Here is a 16790-nt window from a genome sequence, read left to right as displayed (position 1 = left end):
GCCCGTGCCTTGGGGGCGTTCAGTTGTTGAGCAGCGCGGCGGCGATCACGATGCCGATGATCGCGCCGGCGACGCTGGCCGCGGCGGCGTACCAGCCCAGCGGCTTGTCGCCCAGTACGGCGCCGACGATGCCCGCGATGACACCGAGCACGCCGAAGATGATCGGGTTGAGCAGCAGGGCGAGGACCGCGAAGACGAAGCCCACGATGGTGAGGATCCGGGCGGCGTTGCTGCGGGGGCGGGCGGTGGTGGGGACGTCGGCCATGTCTTCCTCCGGGTGAGAGCCTGTCGTGACGGATCGATCACTACCCACTGTGGGCGCTGGTCACGCCTGCCGCTCCGCACCTGGTGAGGATTCGCGCCAGCACCAGCGCTGCCAGCCCACGGCCTCGCAGACCGTGGGCCGGCCGGAGGTCAGCTGACGCTGGCGGACAGGGCCGGAACGGCCGCGACGATGGTGTTGCTGTCGAGGGTGACGGCGGCGGTGCGGGCGAGTGTGCGGCCGTCGACGGTGGTTCCTGTGGTGACGGTGATGGAGGCGAGGGCCATGACGGTGCCTCGTAGGACTGAGTAGGTGCCGAGTGTGGCGGAGCTGCCGACGAGCCAGAAGACGTTGCTTGACTGGGCGCCGTTGATGAGTTCGACGTGGCTTGCGGATGCGGTGATGAGTGTGGAGGCGGCTTTGAAGATGAAGACGGCGTCGGGGTTGTTCTGGGCGTCGAGGGTCAGTACGCCGGTGATGCCGAAGGTGCCGGCGGGGGATTCGTAGACGCCGGGGATGCGGGTGGTGCCGCCGAGTTCGACGGGGATGGTTGCGGTGCTCGGGCGTGCGGCCGCGTTGTCGAAGGCGGTGGTGAGGTCGGCTTTGGCCTGTGCGGCGATGGTGTCGGCGACGTGTTGGGTGCCGGTGACCCGGCCGGGCGGGAATCCGGTCACTGAGGTGCCTGGGCTCAGGCCCAGGTCGCCGGTGATGGTGGTGGGGCCGGTGTTGGTGACCGTCGAGCCGGCGAGTACGGCGAAGGCGGAGGCGGTGCCCAATGGCACCGTCACTGGGGTGGTGGGTGCGGGCGGCGGAGGGGTTGCGCCGGTGGCCGCGACGATGGTGTTGCTGTCGAGGGTGACGGCGGCGGTGCGGGCGAGTGTGCGGCCGTCGACGGTGGTTCCTGTGGTGACGGTGATGGAGGCGAGGGCCATGACGGTGCCTCGTAGGACTGAGTAGGTGCCGAGTGTGGCGGAGCTGCCGACGAGCCAGAAGACGTTGCTTGACTGGGCGCCGTTGATGAGTTCGACGTGGCTTGCGGATGCGGTGATGAGTGTGGAGGCGGCCTTGAAGATGAAGACGGCGTCGGGGTTGTTCTGGGCGTCGAGGGTCAGTACGCCGGTGATGCCGAAGGTGCCGGCGGGGGATTCGTAGACGCCGGGGATGCGGGTGGTGCCGCCGAGTTCGACGGGGATGGTTGCGGTGCTCGGGCGTGCGGCCGCGTTGTCGAAGGCGGTGGTGAGGTCGGCTTTGGCCTGTGCGGCGATGGTGTCGGCGACGTGTTGGGTGCCGGTGACCCGGCCGGGCGGGAATCCGGTCACTGAGGTGCCTGGGCTCAGGCCCAGGTCGCCGGTGATGGTGGTGGGGCCGGTGTTGGTGACCGTCGAGCCGGCGAGTACGGCGAAGGCGGACGCGGTGCCCAACGGCACCGTCACGGGGGTGGCCGGGCTGGCGCTCTTCGGGGATGTCTTGCTCTGCATGGTCTTCCTCTCATCGCAGCCCGGACAGGACGACGACCATCCAGAGCGGATGGAGGTGTGTCGTCCGAGGCTGTTACCGCAGATGCGGCATCGCCACCTGGTTCTCATGGACGCCGCCGGGCGCCGCGCACCTCGGCTCGCTGATCAGTGGCGCGACGCTGTCGTGCCGTCCGGGATCAGCCGCGCCGTGGGCGGCCAGCACTGGCGGTGAAGAGGGGGGAAGGTGGCCCGGTCGCGTTGTCGGAGAGGACTCCGCCACCCGCGTCGGTTACTGAACGTAATTCTGCCTGATCAAACTCATCGATGGCAAGCTTTCTGATCCTGTGTCAAGTTTAAGCAGTTCGGAGCACCTGAGATTCGACTTCTCCGGCCGGTCGTTCAGGCCGGCGGAGATCTGGCGCTTAAGCCACTATCACTATCGGTAATCGCTACTGAGAACGTGTGGAGGGTGGGGACCGCGCCCGTGCCCGCGACAGGTCAGTGGAAGACCTTCAGGCCGACCACGCCGGCCACCACCAGCAGCAGACAGATGATCCGGGGCAGGTTCGTCGATTCACCGAGCGCCAGCATCCCGACCAGGGCGGTGCCCACCGCGCCGATGCCGACCCAGACCGCGTACCCGGTGCCGACCGGGATCTCGCGCAGCGCGTACGCCAGCCCCGCCATGCTCAGCACCAGGGTGACCACGAAGATCGCGGACGGGAGCAGCCGGCTGAAGCCGGCGCTGCGGTCCAGGGCGACCGCCCAGGCCGTCTCCAGCAGTCCAGAGATCACCAGCACCAGCCAGGCCATCGTTCACCTCACGCGGGAGTGCCCGGACGCCGGGGCCGGGACGAGTCGGGTCTGCACGTCGCGGGGCGTCTTGGCCTCACCGGGTACGCCCACCACTCGTCCGGGGCGGCCACGGGCGACCGGGCCACCGGCGCCGACGCTAGCACCGCTGGGCCGTCGTGGCGGGTCGGTCGGGGCAGGTGCCGACGACCCGGTGACCTCCGCCACGCCGCGTTGACCTGCACTTGACTTCAAGTTGCAGTATGCCTTCATGACCTTGCTCTATGCCGACCCCGAGGTCGCCGCCGTGCTGGACGCCGCCACCACGGTCGACGCCATGCGCGCCGCACTGCTGGCCGCGTACGAGGGACGGCTGGTCGCCCCGCCCCGGGCCGCCGCCCCGCTGAGCGGTGGCCGGATGGTGCTCACCGCCGGGCACCTGGTCGGCGAGTGGTACGGCTTCCGGTCGTACGACACCTTCGGCCATCCGCAGGGCGAGCAACTGGTGGTGCTGCACGACGCCCGCACCGGGGCGATCCGGGCGGTCGCGGTCGGCGAGGAGTTGGGGTCCCGTCGTACCGGCGGATTGGGCGGCCTCGCGGTCGACGCGCTGGCCCGACCGGACGCGGCCACCCTCGGTGTGATCGGCTCCGGCCGGCAGGCGTGGACCCAGGTGTGGGCCGTGGCCGCGGTCCGCCGGTTGCGTGAGGTGGTGGTGCACAGCCGCTCCGGCGCCAGGCGGGACGCCTTCGCCGCCCGGATGCGCGCCGAGTTGGGAGTGCCGGCCCGCGCCGTGGCCGACCCGGGCTCGGCCGTCGCGGGGCGGGACGTGGTGGTGCTCGCGACCACCAGCCCCACCCCGGTGCTCCGCGCCGCCGATCTGAGCCCCGGTACGCACGTCAACGCGGTCGGCTTCAAACAGAGCGACCGCAGCGAGTTCGGCACCGATCTGCTGGACACCGCCGACCTGTTGGTCACCGACTCGCCGGCCCAGGCGGCCGACTACCAGCCGCCGATGCTCGCGGCCACACCTCCGTACGCCGGGCGGTTGCGTGACCTGGGTGGCATCCTGGCCGGCGCGGTCCCCGGCCGGACCACCGCGGACCAGGTCTCCGTCTTCTGCTCCACCGGCCTGGCCGGCACCGAGGTCTTCCTGCTCGACGCGCTGACCCGCGTGGGTGCCCCGGCGCGCTGACGGAGGGCGGGACGCCGTCGCGGACGGGACTGACCGAACGGGGGACGGCTACCTGGGCGACCGGGCGGCACCGGTGCCACCCCGAACTGATCATGATGTGGGTGACCGTCGCGACGGGGCCGGCGGAGCAACCCGAACATGAGGCACCATGACCCTCGCCGCACTGGACCTTCCCGATTCGGTCCTCGAAATCGGCCTGCCGGTGGCGAGCCTGGCCTTCTGGGCGGTGGTCCACGGGGCCGTCCGGCTGGCCAGCCGACCCGCCGCCGTGACCCCGGCGCCCGCCGCCGTGGGGTTCCCCGGCCAGGAGCCCCCGGCCGTGGTCAGCCTGCTGGCCAACCGGTGGCGGCGCACGACGGAGGCCGCCGAAGCCACCCTGCTGGACCTCGCCGCGCGGCGCTATCTGGAGTTGCGCCAGGCCGATCCGGATACCCGGAACACCACGGTGCACCTGACCGGCCGCAACCCCGACGACCTCAACCGGTACGAGCGGCAGGTCTACGACCGGGTGGCCGAGCGCGCGGTCGACGGGGTGGTGCCGCTGACCGCGCTGAGCTTCTCCGACGAGGACCGAACCGCCGCCTGGTCCAAACGGCTGCGCCGCGAGGTCGTGGCCGACGCCCAACGGCTCGGGCTGTCCCGCCGACGGTCCTCCCGCCCGCTGGTCATCCTTCAGCGCGTGCTCGGCGTGGTCGTCGCCAGCGTGGTCGCGGCCGGTTCCTGGCACTACGTGACCCGGTCCGGTGGGGACCGGTTCGGCGCGGTCGCCGCCTTCCTGGTCACGACCATGGTGCTCGTCGGCCTCGCCGGGCGGGACCTGGGGGAGCGGGACACCCCCGCCGGCCGGGCCGCCGCCGCCCGCTGGCTGGGGCTGCGCGCCTGGCTCGCCGGGCACGAGGCCTTCGGCGACCTGCCGCCCGCCGCCGTGGCGGTCTGGGACCGCTATCTGTCGTACGGCGCCGCGCTCGGTCTCACCCGGACGGCGTCACCGGTGATCAGTTTCGGCATGGCGGACCGGCGGCGGCTCTGGTCGTCGTACGGGGGCAGTTGGCGGCAGGTCGGCGTCAGCTACCCGGGCGGGCTGCCCCGGTACGGCAAGGCGCTCGGTTGGGTGATCCTCTGGGCGCTGCTCGCCGGTCTCCTCGGCTGGACGTTCGCCGGGGTGGTGGGCGGCTCGTTCCTCGCCTCGATCGGGCCGTCCTCGGCCGGCTGGACGCGGTTGACCGACCTCGGCCCGGTCACGCTCGTCATCGTCCTGCTCGGGTTCGCGCTGCTCGTCCTCGCCGGGTACCTCCTCGTCCGGGCGCTGCTCGACCTGGTCGCTCCGACCACGGTTCACGGGGAGGTGCTCTGGCACCAGGTCTGGCAGCGGCAGGCCTCGGACGACGGCCCGGGCAGGATCATCAACCACTACCTCGTCATCGACGACGGCCACGCCGACCGACTGCGCGCCTGGATTCTCCCGGCGCAGATCGCCGACGGGTGCCGGCTCGGTGACGTGGTGACCGCACACGTCCGACCGTGGACCCGGCGGGTGCTCGGGGTGACCGTCCAGCGGGCGGCGCCGGAGCCCGCTGCGCCACGCGGTGGGGCGGGCTGACGGCCGGGGACCGGATCCGGGGCGGGGTGGCACTTTCCGGCGCCAGGGTGCGCTGGATCTCCGGGCCGCCCGCGTGCGCGGTCTTTCCAGGCCGGCCCGGTACCCTCGGATGGTGTCTGCCACCTCCCCGTCCCAGTCGCCCGCCGCCGAGGGCCGTCGCGTCGCCCTGCTGACCCTGGGCTGTGCCCGCAACGAGGTCGACTCGGAGGAGTTGGCCGCCCGGCTGCACGCCGACGGCTGGCAGGTGACCACCGACGGCGAGGGTGCCGACGTGGTGGTGGTCAACACCTGCGGCTTCGTGGAAAAGGCCAAGCAGGACTCCATCCAGACCCTGCTGGCCGCCGCCGAGACCGGCGCGAAGGTGGTCGCCGCCGGCTGCATGGCCGAGCGGTACGGCCGGGAGCTGGCCGACAGCCTGCCCGAGGCGCAGGCCGTGCTGAGCTTCGACGACTACCCCGACATCGCCGCCCGGCTGGACGCTGTCGTCGCCGGTGAGCAGGTCACCGCGCACACCCCGCGCGACCGGCGTGAGCTGTTGCCGCTCACCCCGGTGAAGCGGCGCGAGGCCGCGGTGTCGCTGCCCGGGCACGGCTCACCGACCCGTACGAGCATCGAGACCGACGAGCACACCCCGGCACACCTACGTCAGGTGCTGCGTCACCGGCTGGACACCGGCCCGGTGGCCTCGCTGAAGCTGGCCAGCGGCTGCGACCGCCGCTGCGCGTTCTGTGCCATCCCGGCCTTCCGTGGGGCGTTCGTCTCGCGTACGCCGGACGAGCTGCTCGCCGAGGCGGAGTGGCTGGCCAAGACCGGCGTCCGGGAGTTGGTGCTGGTCAGCGAGAACTCCACCTCGTACGGCAAGGATCTGGGCGATCCGCGGGCGCTGGAGAAGCTGCTGCCGCAGCTCGCCGCGGTGTCCGGCATCGTCCGGGTCCGGGCGAGCTACCTCCAGCCGGCCGAGACCCGGCCCGGGCTGGTCGAGGCGATCGCCAACACCCCGGGGGTGGCCCCGTACTTCGACCTGTCCTTCCAGCACTCCAGCGAGCCGGTGCTGCGCCGGATGCGCCGTTTCGGCTCCACCGACCGGTTCCTGGAGCTGCTGGCCAGCGCCCGGGCCCTGGCACCGGAGGCCGGTGCGCGGAGCAACTTCATCGTCGGCTTCCCGGGTGAGACCCGCGCCGACGTCGACGAGCTGGTCCGGTTCCTGACCGAGGCCCGGCTCGACGCGATCGGCATGTTCGACTACAGCGACGAGGACGGCACCGAGGCCGCGGGGCTGCCCGGCAAGGTCTCCGCCGCGACCATCAAGCGGCGCTACGACCGGCTCAGCGCGCTCGCCGACGAGCTCTGCTCGCAGCGGGCCGAGGACCGGCTCGGCTCGACCGTCGAGGTCCTGGTCGATTCGATCACCGATGGTGTGGTGGAGGGCCGGGCGGCGCACCAGGCACCGGAGGTGGACGGCTCCACCACGCTGGTCGCCCCGGCCGAGGGTGGAGTCGACCTGGCCGCACTGCGCCCCGGCGACCTGGTACGTGCCACGGTGACCGGCACCGAAGGGGTGGACCTGCTCGCCGTACCGGATGAGATGATCTCGGCGGCGCCCGGCGCGGCACGGTGACGGCGGGCCCGGACGGATCGGGGGAGTCAGGTGGTGCGGTGCCGGGATCGCCACGTCGGCCCGAGCGGGGCGAGGCGGCGGTGACCGGGGCGACCGAGTCGTCGGCGGCCCGGGTGGTTCCCGGGGTGCCCGTGCTCAACGCGGCCAACGCCCTGACCGCGCTGCGGCTCGTGCTGGTGCCGGTCTTCGCCGCCTCGGTGGTGATGTCCGCGATGACCCACTCGGGTTGGCGGATGGCGGCGTGCCTGATCTTCGCGGTGGCCTCGGCGACCGACCTGGTGGACGGCTGGATCGCCCGCCGGTTCGGGCTGGTCACGTCGGTGGGCAAGGTGGCCGATCCGATCGCCGACAAGGCGCTCACCGGCGCGGCCCTGGTGCTGCTCTCCTGGTACGACCGGCTGCCCTGGTGGGTGACCGTGGTGATCCTCGTTCGTGAGCTGGGCATCACCGGGCTGCGGTTCTGGGTGATCCGGCACGGGGTGATCGCGGCCAGCCGGGGCGGCAAGGTCAAGACGGCGCTCCAGATCCTGGCCATCGCCTGGTATCTCTGGCCGATGCCCGCCGCCCTCGCTGCCGTCGGTCCCTGGATCATGGCCGCCGCCGTCCTGGTGACGGTAGCCACCGGCTTCGACTACATCACCCAAGCCCTCCGCCTCCGCCGCCCCCGCTGACCCCATCGGTCGCGCCGGTCGCGCCGTTGATCATGAGGTTGGCGTCGACCGGCACGGCGTGTCGGGGCGATAACCTCATGATCAACGGGGGATTCGCGCACGGTTAGCTGGGGGCGGGTCGGGAAGGACGGGGTTCATGGAGCGGGAATCGGCCGGGAGCGCGGCTGCGGCGGTCGTGCACAGCCTCGCGCAGCGGCACGAGACGCTGGCCACGGCCGAGTCGCTCACCGGCGGCCTGCTCGCCGCCGCGATCGTCGACATCGCCGGCGTCAGCGCCGTCTACCGGGGCGGGTTCGTGGTCTACGCCACCGAGCTGAAGGCCGAGCTGGCCGGCGTACCGGCCGAACTGCTGGCCGAGCGGGGTCCGGTGGACCCGGACGTGGCGGCGGCGCTCGCCGAGGGCGGCCGACGCCGCTGCGGCGCGGACTGGGGGCTGGCCACCACCGGGGTCGCCGGCCCCGAACCGCAGGACGGCAAGCCCGTCGGCCTGGTCTACGTCGCGGTCGCCGGGCCGGACGGCGGTACGGTCCGCCAACTCGACCTGGACGGTGGGCGGGAGCACGTCCGCGCCGCCGCGGTGCTCGAAGCGCTGCGACTGCTCGCCGACCGGATCCGGGCCGTCGAGGCCACCGAGAACGCCGACAACGCCGCTACCGCTACCAACGCCGCTGCCGATACCAGCGCCGCCGCCACTGCGACCGGGGCCGCCTGGGACGGGGCCGGGACGGCCGGGGCCGGGCAGCGGTGAGTCGATCCCGTGGAACCGACAGGCGGGGCGGGATGTCGGCCGGGCCCGCACCGGGTACGGTTGCGGGAAGACTCCGGCGCTCGGGGTCGGCGCGGTCCGCCGCGACCGGCTGTCCGACGCCGGGTGAGAGGTATCCCTCAGGGGGAGGTGCGATGGTCCTGCTACGCCGGGTGATCGGTGACGCACTGCGGGCGCGCCGGCAGGGGCAGCAGCGCACGCTGCGCGAGGTGTCCACCGCCGCCAACGTCAGCCTCGGCTACCTCTCGGAGATCGAGCGGGGGCACAAGGAGCCGTCCAGCGAGCTGCTCGCCGCGATCTGCGACGCGCTCGGTGCCCGCCTGTCCGAGCTGCTGCTCGAGGTGAGCGACACCGTGGCGCTGGCCGAGCAGATGTCGGGAGTGCTGGTCCCGGTGCAGGACGAGCCGGTCGAGGTCGCCGCCGCGTCCGCCGTCCGCAAGAGCACCAACCGGGGCGTACGCCAGGTCACCTCCGACGGCAAGGTCGCCGTGTCGGTCCGCCAGGACTCGCCGCTCAAGGCCACGCTCCGCAGCACCCGGGTCCGCCCCACCGAGCGCGACCGGGACGTGGTCTGCGCCGCCTGAGCCCGACCTCCCCGTCGACCGTGGGCGGGGTGGCTTCGGCCGCGTAGGGTGGCCCGCAGAAGCTGCCGGTGCCGTCGACCGCCCGGTACGGATGCCTTGGTGGCGTTCGGCTGGGACGATGGAGACCGGCCGTGTCGCGGCTGGTCGGTCCGTCCGACCTGACCGCGGTGGAGCGACGCTACTGAGGGGATACCGCGGAGATGGCGAACCCGTTCGTCAAGGGCTGGAACTACCTGATGGCGCTCTTCGGTGCCAAAATCGACGAGCACGCCGATCCGAAGGTGCAGATCCAGCAGGCCATCGAGGATGCTCAGCGCCAGCACCAGGCGTTGGTCCAGCAGGCTGCCGCAGTGATCGGCAACCAGCGTCAGCTGGAGATGAAGCTGTCCCGGCAGATGTCCGAGGTCGAGCGGTTGCAGGGCAACGCCCGGCAGGCCCTGGTGTTGTCCGACCAGGCCCGCGCCAAGGGTGACGAGGCCGAGGCCGGGCGTTTCGAGCAGTCCGCGCAGACCCTGGCCACTCAGTTGGTCTCCGCCGAGCAGGCCACCGAGGATCTGAAGACGCTGCACGATCAGGCGCTGGGCGCCGCCGCGCAGGCCCGCCGTGCGGTGGAGAACAACTCGATGATCCTCCAGCAGAAGCTCGCCGAGCGCACCAAGCTGCTCAGCCAGCTGGAGCAGGCCAAGATGCAGGAGACGGTGGCCCGCTCGCTGGAGTCGATGTCGTCGTTGACCGCGCCCGGCAACACCCCGTCCCTGGACGAGGTCCGCGACCGGATCGAGCGGCGGTACGCCAACGCGATGGGTCGCGCGGAGCTGGCCGGCAACTCGGTCGAGGGCCGGATGCTGGAGATCCAGAAGGCGACCATCGACTCGGCCGGTTCGGCCCGGCTGGAGCAGATCCGGTCCAGCATGGCCGGGGAGCAGCTCGGCGGCGCGGCGCAGCGACCGGCGGTGCCGCAGGGCGAGAAGGCCGGCGATCCGTCCGCCGCCGCCCGCCTGGACGAGATCCGGGCCAGCATGGCCCGCGAACGGGGCACCGGCGACCCGACCGCCGCCAGCTGAACGACCGGTCCGAGGAGGTCAGGGTGGCAGACGACCGTACGCGGTACTTCCGCCGACTGGGTCGGCTGCGCCGTTCTGCCCGACGGTGGAGCGTGCTGGCCGGCGGCCTCGGCGGCGCGGCCGCGGTGCTGACTCCGTACGCCGGGCTCGGTCTGCCCGACGCGGCCTGGGCCGGCGCCGCGGGCAGTGCGGTGGCCCTGGCCGCCTGGCGCTGGCTCGACCTGCGCGCGCTGGCCGCCCAGCCGGCACCTCCGGCGTTGACACCGGCCGAGGTCGCGGCCCGGTCGCGGGCCCGGCTGGTCGCCGCCGTCGAGCGGCTGCCGGTCGGCCCGGGTGTGCTGGCCGAGGTACGCCGGGTCCGTTCCCGGGTCGCGCTGCGCGGCACCAGCGCCGGAGCCCAGTGGGCTCGGCTGGACCGGGCCGCGCTCACCCTGGCCGGGATGGCCACCCGACTCACCGGGCTGGCCGAGCCGGCGGTGCTGGAGGCCGCCGCCGCCGACCGGTCGCTGCGTGACCTGGCCGCCCGGGTCGCGAGCGTCGAACGGGCGCTGCGGCTGGCTCCGCCCGACGCCCGGCCGCCGCTGGCCGAGGCGCACGCGGTGCTGAGCGAGCAACTGGAGAGCGGGGTCGTGGCCTACGAGCGGTTGGTCGTCGCCGCGGCCGGCTACCTGGCCGAGGACGCCCGACCGGAGACCGCCGACCCGGCCGCCGCCCGGCTCACCGAGGCGACCGATCTGCTGCACGGGGTGGCCTCGGCACTGGCCGAGCTGCGCGCCGTCGGCACCCCGCTGCGGGCACCCACGAGCTGAGCCCGGCGGTCACGGCGGGGTGGTGACCAGGATCGGGCCGGTGTACGCCGAGGTGCCCACGACGTTGAACGACCGGATCCGGTAGTGGTAGGTCACGCCTCGGGCGAGTCCGCTGTTGGTGAAGCCGCGCCCGGTCACCGTGAAGGTGGCCAGCTCCACGCCGAACGCCGGGTCCAGTGCCCGCTGCACGACGAACCCGGCCCCGGGGCCGACCGGCGTGCTCGCCGCCCAGCCCAGGGTCACCGTCGCGGTGTCCGGGCCGGGTGCGCTGGCGCTGGCGCTCAACCCGCTCGGGCTGAGCGGCGCGGGTGGGGTGGTCGCCGCGGCCACCGTCGACCAGGCTGAGGCGGCGCCCAGGTAGGTGGTCCGGACCCGGTAGTAGTACGTGGTGTCCGGCGCGACGGCGACGTCCAGGTGGTTCCCGCCCACTCCGATGGCGGTGGTGCCCGGGCCGCTGGTGAACGTCGGGTTGGTGGCCCGCTGCACGTCGATCCCGGTGGCGAAGGATCGGTTCGTCCAGCGCAGCCCTACCCGCAGCGGCGCGGCCGGCGGGATCGCCGCGACCAGCCCGCCCGGGGCGGCCAGGTGCACGGCGGCGGGAACTCCGTTCGACCAGGACGAGTAGCTGACCGCGTTCTCGGCACGGATCCGGTAGTGGTAGGTCACTCCGGGGGTGACGGTCGCGTCGGTGTACCGGGTGGCGGTGGCCGCGACGGTGATCGTGGTGACCTCGCCGCCGAAGGTCGCGTCGGTGGCGCGTTGCAGCAGGTGGCTGGTGGCCGGCGGTCGACCGCCGTTGCCGGTCCAGGCCAGCGCGATCGCCGGCAGTGCGGTGGCCGAGCCCGGCACCGGGGTGGCGGTCAGCCCGGTCGGCGCCTGCGGTGCCACCCGCAGCACCAGCGGCCGGCTCATCCCCAGGTCGCGGTGCCCGGCGAGCTGGCTGTGCCAGCGATACTCCCAGCCCAGGTTGACCAGTTGGTTGACCACCACGGCGGGTCGCGCGTCGGCCGGGCTGATCGGGGTCGACCCGGTTCGGGACCCGGCCGGTCGGCTCTGGTCGAGCAGCCGGACGCTGTCGCCGAGCTTGAACGGCAGGGCCGGCGCGACCGGGCGCAGCGCCACCACCACGTCCTCCCGGGGGTTGACCCGGATGATCTCCTTCCAGCCCAGCTCGGTGCCGTGTGGGGGCCGGAGCGTGCCGTCCCAGCCGACCCGGTTGATCACCTGCACGTCGCAGCCGCCGAAGCACAGTGGCTCGGTCTGCCGGACGCTGCCGCTGATCCGCCAGAGCTGGGTGCCGTCGGTCGGCGCGCCCACCGGTACGGCCGGGTCGGCGGCGAAGAGCACCTCGGTGACCGGGTCGGTCGGGCCGAGCGGCAGGGTCGTCGGGCTGAGCGGCCCAGGCTGCGGGTGCCCGACGCCCAGTCGGCCGGCCAGCCGGCCGTGGTCGGGTTCGAAGATCTGCTGAGCGGCCTTGACCGCGATCGGCAGGGTGACCGGGCCGGTGCCACCCACCGGGGTGAAGGTCAGCCGGTCGTCCTGCACCCCGACGGTCGGCTCCACAACGGTGCGGGTGCCGAACGCCGGGTCGTACGCCGGCTGCGGCACGATCGGCGGGCGCTGGCTGGCCGCGTACGCGAGGGACAGCCGGTCCACCAGCCGGGCCAGGTCGTACGGCGGTGCCGGCGCTCCGGTCACCCGGAACTGGAGCAGCGTACGGGTGTTCGGGCCGTACCCCGGCTCGGTGCGCGGGGGGCCGCCCTCGGCGGTCCGGTCCGGCGCGTCGCTGTGCTGGTCGTAGCGCGGGTCGAAGCCGGGCAGCGGGGCCGGGGCGTCGTTGTAGAGGATGAGCGTGCTGCCCGGCGGCACGGCGGCGAAGTCGACCAGCACGTCGGCCCGTTCGCCGGGGGCGAGCAGCAGCGTGTGCCCGTCGACGTTCAGCACGGTCGGGTCGAGCCGGTCGTAGCGGTAGCCGATCGGCCGGTTCGGCAGGACCACCGGTGCGGGCAGCAGCCCCGCCTCGTTGCCGATCTGGATGAACGTCGGCCCGGCGGCCTGCGGGTCGGGTACCCCGCCGTCCCGTCCGTCGGTCGGCCAGTCCGCCGGCCGGTCCGCGGCCCGTACGGCGGGCACCATCGGGACCTCGCCGGCGTCGGCGTCCGCCAGCGCACCCTGTTCGGTCCACATCGGAGCGTCCGAGTTGGCTCGGTAGAGCTGGAGGTTGAGGCTGCGGTCCAGGCAGGCGTTGAGGACCCGGAAACGGTACGCGCGCGGCGCCACCTCCAGGTACGGGTAGGCGGTGCCGTTGACCAGCGGGGTGTCGCCGTACGCCTCGGGCACCGCGCACGGGTGTGGCACCCCCGGGCTCAGCGGCGGCTCGTCCGGTGCGCCGACCGGGTCGTGGTGCGGGTTCGGTACCGGCCCCGGTCCGGTGCGGTCCCGCGACCAGGGGCCGTAGTCCCACCGGCCGGTCGGGTTGCGCCCGCCGGACCGGTACGGGTTCTGCCGGGGCTGGTAGACGTGTGGATGCCAGAGGCTGCCCCGGGCACCCCAGCGGTCCCGGTCCCAGGTCGGGTCCTCGGTCGCGAGTTGGGCGTCGTCCGGTACGAACGTCTTGTCCTCGATGACCAGTGGCAGTTGGTCGGGCGGCAGCACCCCGTCGGCGACGAGCTGGTCCTCGGCCGGGTCGGTGAGCAGGTAGAGCGCGAGCTGCCCGCCGTAGACGGTGAGCCGGGCGAGGCCGTGGGTGTTGTCGTGGAACCACAGGAGGCGGCCGCTCTGCTCGTTCGGGTAGTAGAACGTGGCGGCGCCGACCCCGGGCGGCGGCATGTCCGGGACGGGGAGCAGACCCACTCCGGTCGGGTACGGGGTGATCTCGCCGGCCGGCGTGATCCACTGCCCCGGGTTGCCGGCGCTGGTCCAGCCGGTCTGCGCGCCCGCGAGGTGCAGCACCGCCCGGTTCTGTGGGTACGGCGCCGGCCCGTCCAGCGGACCAATGCCGGACCCCTCGACCGTCTCGTCCACGGGCAGGAACAGCTCGCCGGCCCGGCCGGTGGGGAGCTGGTTGATGAACTTCACCCGCACCGGCCGACCTCGGCGGGCGAGGATCATCGGGCCGAGGTGCCACGGCCGCTCCGGCGGCGCCACCGTGTTGTGCCCCGACGCGTCGGTGCCCAGGTTGAGCTGCCGGTAGCCGCGCAGGCGGGTGGCCGGCAGGTCCCGGTGCAGCCGCTGGGCGTACTCCTGTAGGCCGATCTCGTAGTAGTCGCAGCCCGGATAACTGATCGTGTCCGGTACCCCGATCGGCAGGTGACCGCCCTGGGCGGTGCGGCCCGACTGCCCCGGGGTGGGCAGCGGGTCGACGAACTTGCGCAGCCCGGTGCCGGGCACCACCCGCCCGTCCGGGTCGCGCGCCGGGCGGGGGCTGTACGCGAAGTTCGGCACCGGGCCGAAGCAGCGCGGTACGGCGGCCGGGTCGAGGCTGGCCGCCGGGGCGGGCTCCTCGGCAGTACGCGCGGCCGGCACGGCCGCCGCCACCCGGCCGTTCGCGCGGCCGCCGTTGTCGCGGATGGTCCGCTCGAACCAGGTGGAGCGGAGTCTGCGGAACATCGCCATGACTCTCCCCGGGGTCGGGGCACGAGGGTCGCCACCCCGACGTGGCGATCCGGTCGGGCCCGCGCTCTGCTGACGATCGGTGAGCACTCAACCGCAGCATGCGACTCCGCGGGCCGGATAGGAATTACCCAATCGTCCGTATCTGGGATGACCTCGGTCCCCGAGCGGATGGTCAGGCGGGCGGTGGGCCGCCAGGGTGCTCCGGCTGGCAGGTCGGGCACCAGTAGGTGACCCGTTCGCCCAGCTCCTGCTTGCGGATCGCGGTGCCGCAACGCCGACAGGGTTGGGCGCGGCGGCCGTACACGTAGCTGGTCTGCCCCCGGTGCAGCGAGCCGGTGCTGCTCTGCGTCCAGCGGCCCCGGTTGGCGGCGAGCAGCCGCTGCGCGAGGGTCACCAGGTCGGTCAGGTCGGGTACCGCGCCCACCGGCGTCCACGGCGAGACCCCGCGCAGGAAGAGCACCTCGCACTTGTAGAGGTTGCCCACCCCGGCCAGGTTGCGCTGGTCGAGCAGCGCCTCGCCGATGGTCTGCTCGGGGTGCGCGGAGAGCCGGCGGACCGCCTCGTCCGGGTCCCAGTTAGCACCGAGCAGGTCGGGCCCGAGGTGCCCGACCAGCCGGTCCTCCTCGGCGCTCGGCACCAGGGCCAGCTCGTGCAGGTGGTAGCCGACCGCGACCGCGGCGGGGCTGCGCAGCACAACCCGGATCAGGTGCGCGGGCCGCCCGGCCCAGCGTTCCCCCGGCCCGTACGCCCGCCAGGCGCCGTCCATCCGCAGGTGCGAGTGCACCGTCCAGGGTGCGCCGTCGGGGGCGGTGAGCCGGAGCAGCAGGTGTTTGCCTCGACTGGCCGACTCGCGGACGGTCCAACCGGCGAGGTCGGTGGTGGCCAGTTGGGGGACCCGGAAGTCGCTGGCGGTGAGTCGCGCGCCGGCCAGCGCGCGGTGCAGCACGCGCGCGGTGTTCCAGACGGTGTCTCCTTCGGGCACCCCGCCATCCTCTCTCGATCGAGCAGGATTCGCATGTGTCGCTATTTGTACCCAGGTTCCCTATGATCCTCCGACATGCGAGGGTCAGGGGGTTCTGAGGAGAATGCCCATGTCACGACCTCGTCGTCGTACCCGAATCATCGTCCTCACCGCCAATCTCGCCCTCGCGCTCACCGCGGCGCTCGTGCCCGTCGCGACCCCCGTCCCGGCCACCCCCGCCGCCGGGTCCCCGCTCACCCACATCTCCGTCGCCTCGGGCGGCGAGTCGTGGACGGCCGATCTGTCGGTCGTCGGCGGCGACGACGTCAACGTCCGGCACACCTCGGCCGGGCTGCGGCTGCGCGAGGCGCGGTCGGCGGGGCGCAGCCCCCGCAGCCCGCACAGCGCGGTCGCCGAAGGGATGCTGCTGACCGCCCCACGTACCCTCACCCGACCGGCCACCCGGGTCACCGCCGACATCACCGCCACGGTGCCGGCCGGTGCCACCGTCGAGGCGCAGGTCCGGGGCTGGCGGGTCAGCGGTTGGACCGAGTGGCGGGCCGCCACCGCCGGCACGGTCTTCGACCGGCCGGTCAGCCGGGTGCAGACCCGGGTGGTGCTCACCGCCCGCGATCGGGGACCAACCGCGACGGTACGCGGCGTCCAGCTCACCGCCGACGCCCTGGCCGCCGTGTCCGCGGCCACCCCCGGCCGCACCTACCGGGTGTACGCCACCCGGATCGGGTTGGTCGGCGGGCTGACCGCAAACGGCCGCACAGTGCAGCCGCGGGACCACTTCGCGGCGCTACCGTCGCGGCGCAGCCTCTCCCCGCGCAACAGCGGCGACTACACCGTGCGGGTCTGCACCACCACCGGCGCACGCTGTGAGTACGCCCCGGTCTGGGACGTCGGACCGTGGAACACCCGCGACGACTACTGGAACCCCTCCGCGGTACGGGAGAACTGGAAGAACCTGCCGCAGGGCCGGCCCGAGGCGCAGGCCGCGTACCAGTCCGGCTACAACGACGGGCGGGACCAGTTCGGTCGTACCGTGCTCAACCCGGCCGGCGTCGACCTCGCCGACGGGACCTTCTGGGACGGCCTGCGGCTGACCACCAACGCCTGGGTCGACGTGGCCTACCTGTGGACCGGGGCCGGACCGCGCGGGGTGATCGGCGACGGGCCGCTCAACATCCGCACCGGGGCCAGCACCGCGTACCCGGTCCGTGGCCTCGCCGCGCGGTTCGCCAACGTGCCGATCCAGTGCTACGTCACCGGCCAGCGGGTCACCGGCCCCTACCGCACCACCACCCGGTGGAACCGCCTGGCGGCCGGGCAGTACGTCAGCCACGCGTACGTCTCCACCGTGTACGGCGGCGCCGTGCCGGTCTGCTGA

General features: G+C 73.4%; 14 protein-coding genes and 1 riboswitch. Of the genes, 9 read left to right on the top strand and 5 right to left on the bottom strand.

Going from position 1 to position 16790, the window contains the following annotated elements; translation table 11 throughout:
- Positions 1 to 19: 19 nt before the first annotated feature.
- The 3 genes from ACFQGL_RS27885 to ACFQGL_RS27875 form a co-directional block, all read right to left on the bottom strand.
- Positions 20 to 265 carry a hypothetical protein gene (locus tag ACFQGL_RS27885; RefSeq protein WP_377515510.1) on the bottom strand — a complete coding sequence of 82 codons (246 nt, stop codon included), beginning with the start codon at positions 263 to 265 and terminating at the stop codon, positions 20 to 22.
- 149 nt (positions 266 to 414) lie between these two features.
- Positions 415 to 1740, bottom strand: coding sequence for an ice-binding family protein (locus tag ACFQGL_RS27880; protein WP_377515509.1), 1326 nt, complete (start codon positions 1738 to 1740; stop codon positions 415 to 417).
- A 477-nt stretch (positions 1741 to 2217) separates the two neighbouring features.
- A complete protein-coding gene (locus ACFQGL_RS27875) occupies positions 2218 to 2532 on the bottom strand; it encodes a DMT family transporter (RefSeq protein WP_377515508.1) in 315 nt (104 codons plus the stop codon).
- Positions 2533 to 2591: 59 nt separating this feature from the next.
- Positions 2592 to 2659: riboswitch (guanidine-III (ykkC-III) riboswitch) on the bottom strand.
- Between the two features lie 123 nt (positions 2660 to 2782).
- Here ACFQGL_RS27875 and ACFQGL_RS27870 point away from each other — a divergent pair.
- The 8 genes from ACFQGL_RS27870 to pspM all read left to right on the top strand — a co-directional run bounded on the left by ACFQGL_RS27870 (position 2783) and on the right by pspM (position 10818).
- On the top strand, positions 2783 to 3706 hold the full coding sequence (locus ACFQGL_RS27870) for an ornithine cyclodeaminase family protein (RefSeq protein ID WP_377515507.1): 924 nt from the start codon (positions 2783 to 2785) through the stop codon (positions 3704 to 3706).
- A 148-nt stretch (positions 3707 to 3854) separates the two neighbouring features.
- Complete coding sequence (locus ACFQGL_RS27865; RefSeq protein WP_377515506.1) at positions 3855 to 5306, top strand: DUF2207 family protein; 1452 nt, start codon at positions 3855 to 3857, stop codon at positions 5304 to 5306.
- 109 nt (positions 5307 to 5415) lie between these two features.
- Positions 5416 to 6924, top strand: coding sequence for a 30S ribosomal protein S12 methylthiotransferase RimO (gene rimO, locus ACFQGL_RS27860; RefSeq protein WP_377515504.1), 1509 nt, complete (start codon positions 5416 to 5418; stop codon positions 6922 to 6924).
- Between the two features lie 80 nt (positions 6925 to 7004).
- Entirely contained in the window at positions 7005 to 7595 is a 591-nt protein-coding gene (gene pgsA / locus ACFQGL_RS27855; RefSeq protein ID WP_377515528.1) for a CDP-diacylglycerol--glycerol-3-phosphate 3-phosphatidyltransferase, read from the top strand.
- Positions 7596 to 7731: 136 nt separating this feature from the next.
- Positions 7732 to 8343, top strand: coding sequence for a CinA family protein (locus ACFQGL_RS27850; RefSeq protein WP_377515503.1), 612 nt, complete (start codon positions 7732 to 7734; stop codon positions 8341 to 8343).
- Between the two features lie 152 nt (positions 8344 to 8495).
- Positions 8496 to 8945 (top strand): helix-turn-helix domain-containing protein, encoded by a 450-nt coding sequence (locus tag ACFQGL_RS27845; protein WP_377515502.1) that lies wholly within the window; start codon positions 8496 to 8498, stop codon positions 8943 to 8945.
- A gap of 200 nt (positions 8946 to 9145) precedes the next feature.
- A complete protein-coding gene (locus tag ACFQGL_RS27840; RefSeq protein WP_377515501.1) occupies positions 9146 to 10009 on the top strand; it encodes a PspA/IM30 family protein in 864 nt (287 codons plus the stop codon).
- Positions 10010 to 10032: 23 nt separating this feature from the next.
- Entirely contained in the window at positions 10033 to 10818 is a 786-nt protein-coding gene (gene pspM, locus ACFQGL_RS27835; RefSeq protein ID WP_377515500.1) for a phage shock envelope stress response protein PspM, read from the top strand.
- A gap of 9 nt (positions 10819 to 10827) precedes the next feature.
- Here the strand turns inward: pspM and ACFQGL_RS27830 are convergent, their stop codons facing one another.
- Both ACFQGL_RS27830 and ACFQGL_RS27825 read right to left on the bottom strand, forming a co-directional pair.
- Positions 10828 to 14433 (bottom strand): hypothetical protein, encoded by a 3606-nt coding sequence (locus ACFQGL_RS27830; RefSeq protein ID WP_377515499.1) that lies wholly within the window; start codon positions 14431 to 14433, stop codon positions 10828 to 10830.
- Positions 14434 to 14605: 172 nt separating this feature from the next.
- Positions 14606 to 15415 carry a DNA-formamidopyrimidine glycosylase family protein gene (locus ACFQGL_RS27825; protein WP_377515498.1) on the bottom strand — a complete coding sequence of 270 codons (810 nt, stop codon included), beginning with the start codon at positions 15413 to 15415 and terminating at the stop codon, positions 14606 to 14608.
- Between the two features lie 109 nt (positions 15416 to 15524).
- Between ACFQGL_RS27825 and ACFQGL_RS27820 the strand changes: the two genes are divergently transcribed.
- Positions 15525 to 16790 carry a hypothetical protein gene (locus tag ACFQGL_RS27820; protein ID WP_377515496.1) on the top strand — a complete coding sequence of 422 codons (1266 nt, stop codon included), beginning with the start codon at positions 15525 to 15527 and terminating at the stop codon, positions 16788 to 16790.

The sequence above is a fragment of the Micromonospora vulcania genome (assembly GCF_042658605.1).
Classification (GTDB): domain Bacteria; phylum Actinomycetota; class Actinomycetes; order Mycobacteriales; family Micromonosporaceae; genus Micromonospora; species Micromonospora vulcania.
This window is presented reverse-complemented; position numbering and strand designations above follow the sequence as displayed.

Coding starts and splice junctions, on each gene's coding strand:
- ACFQGL_RS27885 (WP_377515510.1), bottom strand. CDS start 265: ATGGCCGACGTCCCCACCACCGCCCGCCCCCGCAGCAACGCCGCCCGG.
- ACFQGL_RS27880 (WP_377515509.1), bottom strand. CDS start 1,740: ATGCAGAGCAAGACATCCCCGAAGAGCGCCAGCCCGGCCACCCCCGTG.
- ACFQGL_RS27875 (WP_377515508.1), bottom strand. CDS start 2,532: ATGGCCTGGCTGGTGCTGGTGATCTCTGGACTGCTGGAGACGGCCTGG.
- ACFQGL_RS27870 (WP_377515507.1), top strand. CDS start 2,783: ATGACCTTGCTCTATGCCGACCCCGAGGTCGCCGCCGTGCTGGACGCC.
- ACFQGL_RS27865 (WP_377515506.1), top strand. CDS start 3,855: ATGACCCTCGCCGCACTGGACCTTCCCGATTCGGTCCTCGAAATCGGC.
- rimO (WP_377515504.1), top strand. CDS start 5,416: ATGGTGTCTGCCACCTCCCCGTCCCAGTCGCCCGCCGCCGAGGGCCGT.
- ACFQGL_RS27850 (WP_377515503.1), top strand. CDS start 7,732: ATGGAGCGGGAATCGGCCGGGAGCGCGGCTGCGGCGGTCGTGCACAGC.
- ACFQGL_RS27845 (WP_377515502.1), top strand. CDS start 8,496: ATGGTCCTGCTACGCCGGGTGATCGGTGACGCACTGCGGGCGCGCCGG.
- ACFQGL_RS27840 (WP_377515501.1), top strand. CDS start 9,146: ATGGCGAACCCGTTCGTCAAGGGCTGGAACTACCTGATGGCGCTCTTC.
- ACFQGL_RS27830 (WP_377515499.1), bottom strand. CDS start 14,433: ATGGCGATGTTCCGCAGACTCCGCTCCACCTGGTTCGAGCGGACCATC.
- ACFQGL_RS27820 (WP_377515496.1), top strand. CDS start 15,525: ATGTCACGACCTCGTCGTCGTACCCGAATCATCGTCCTCACCGCCAAT.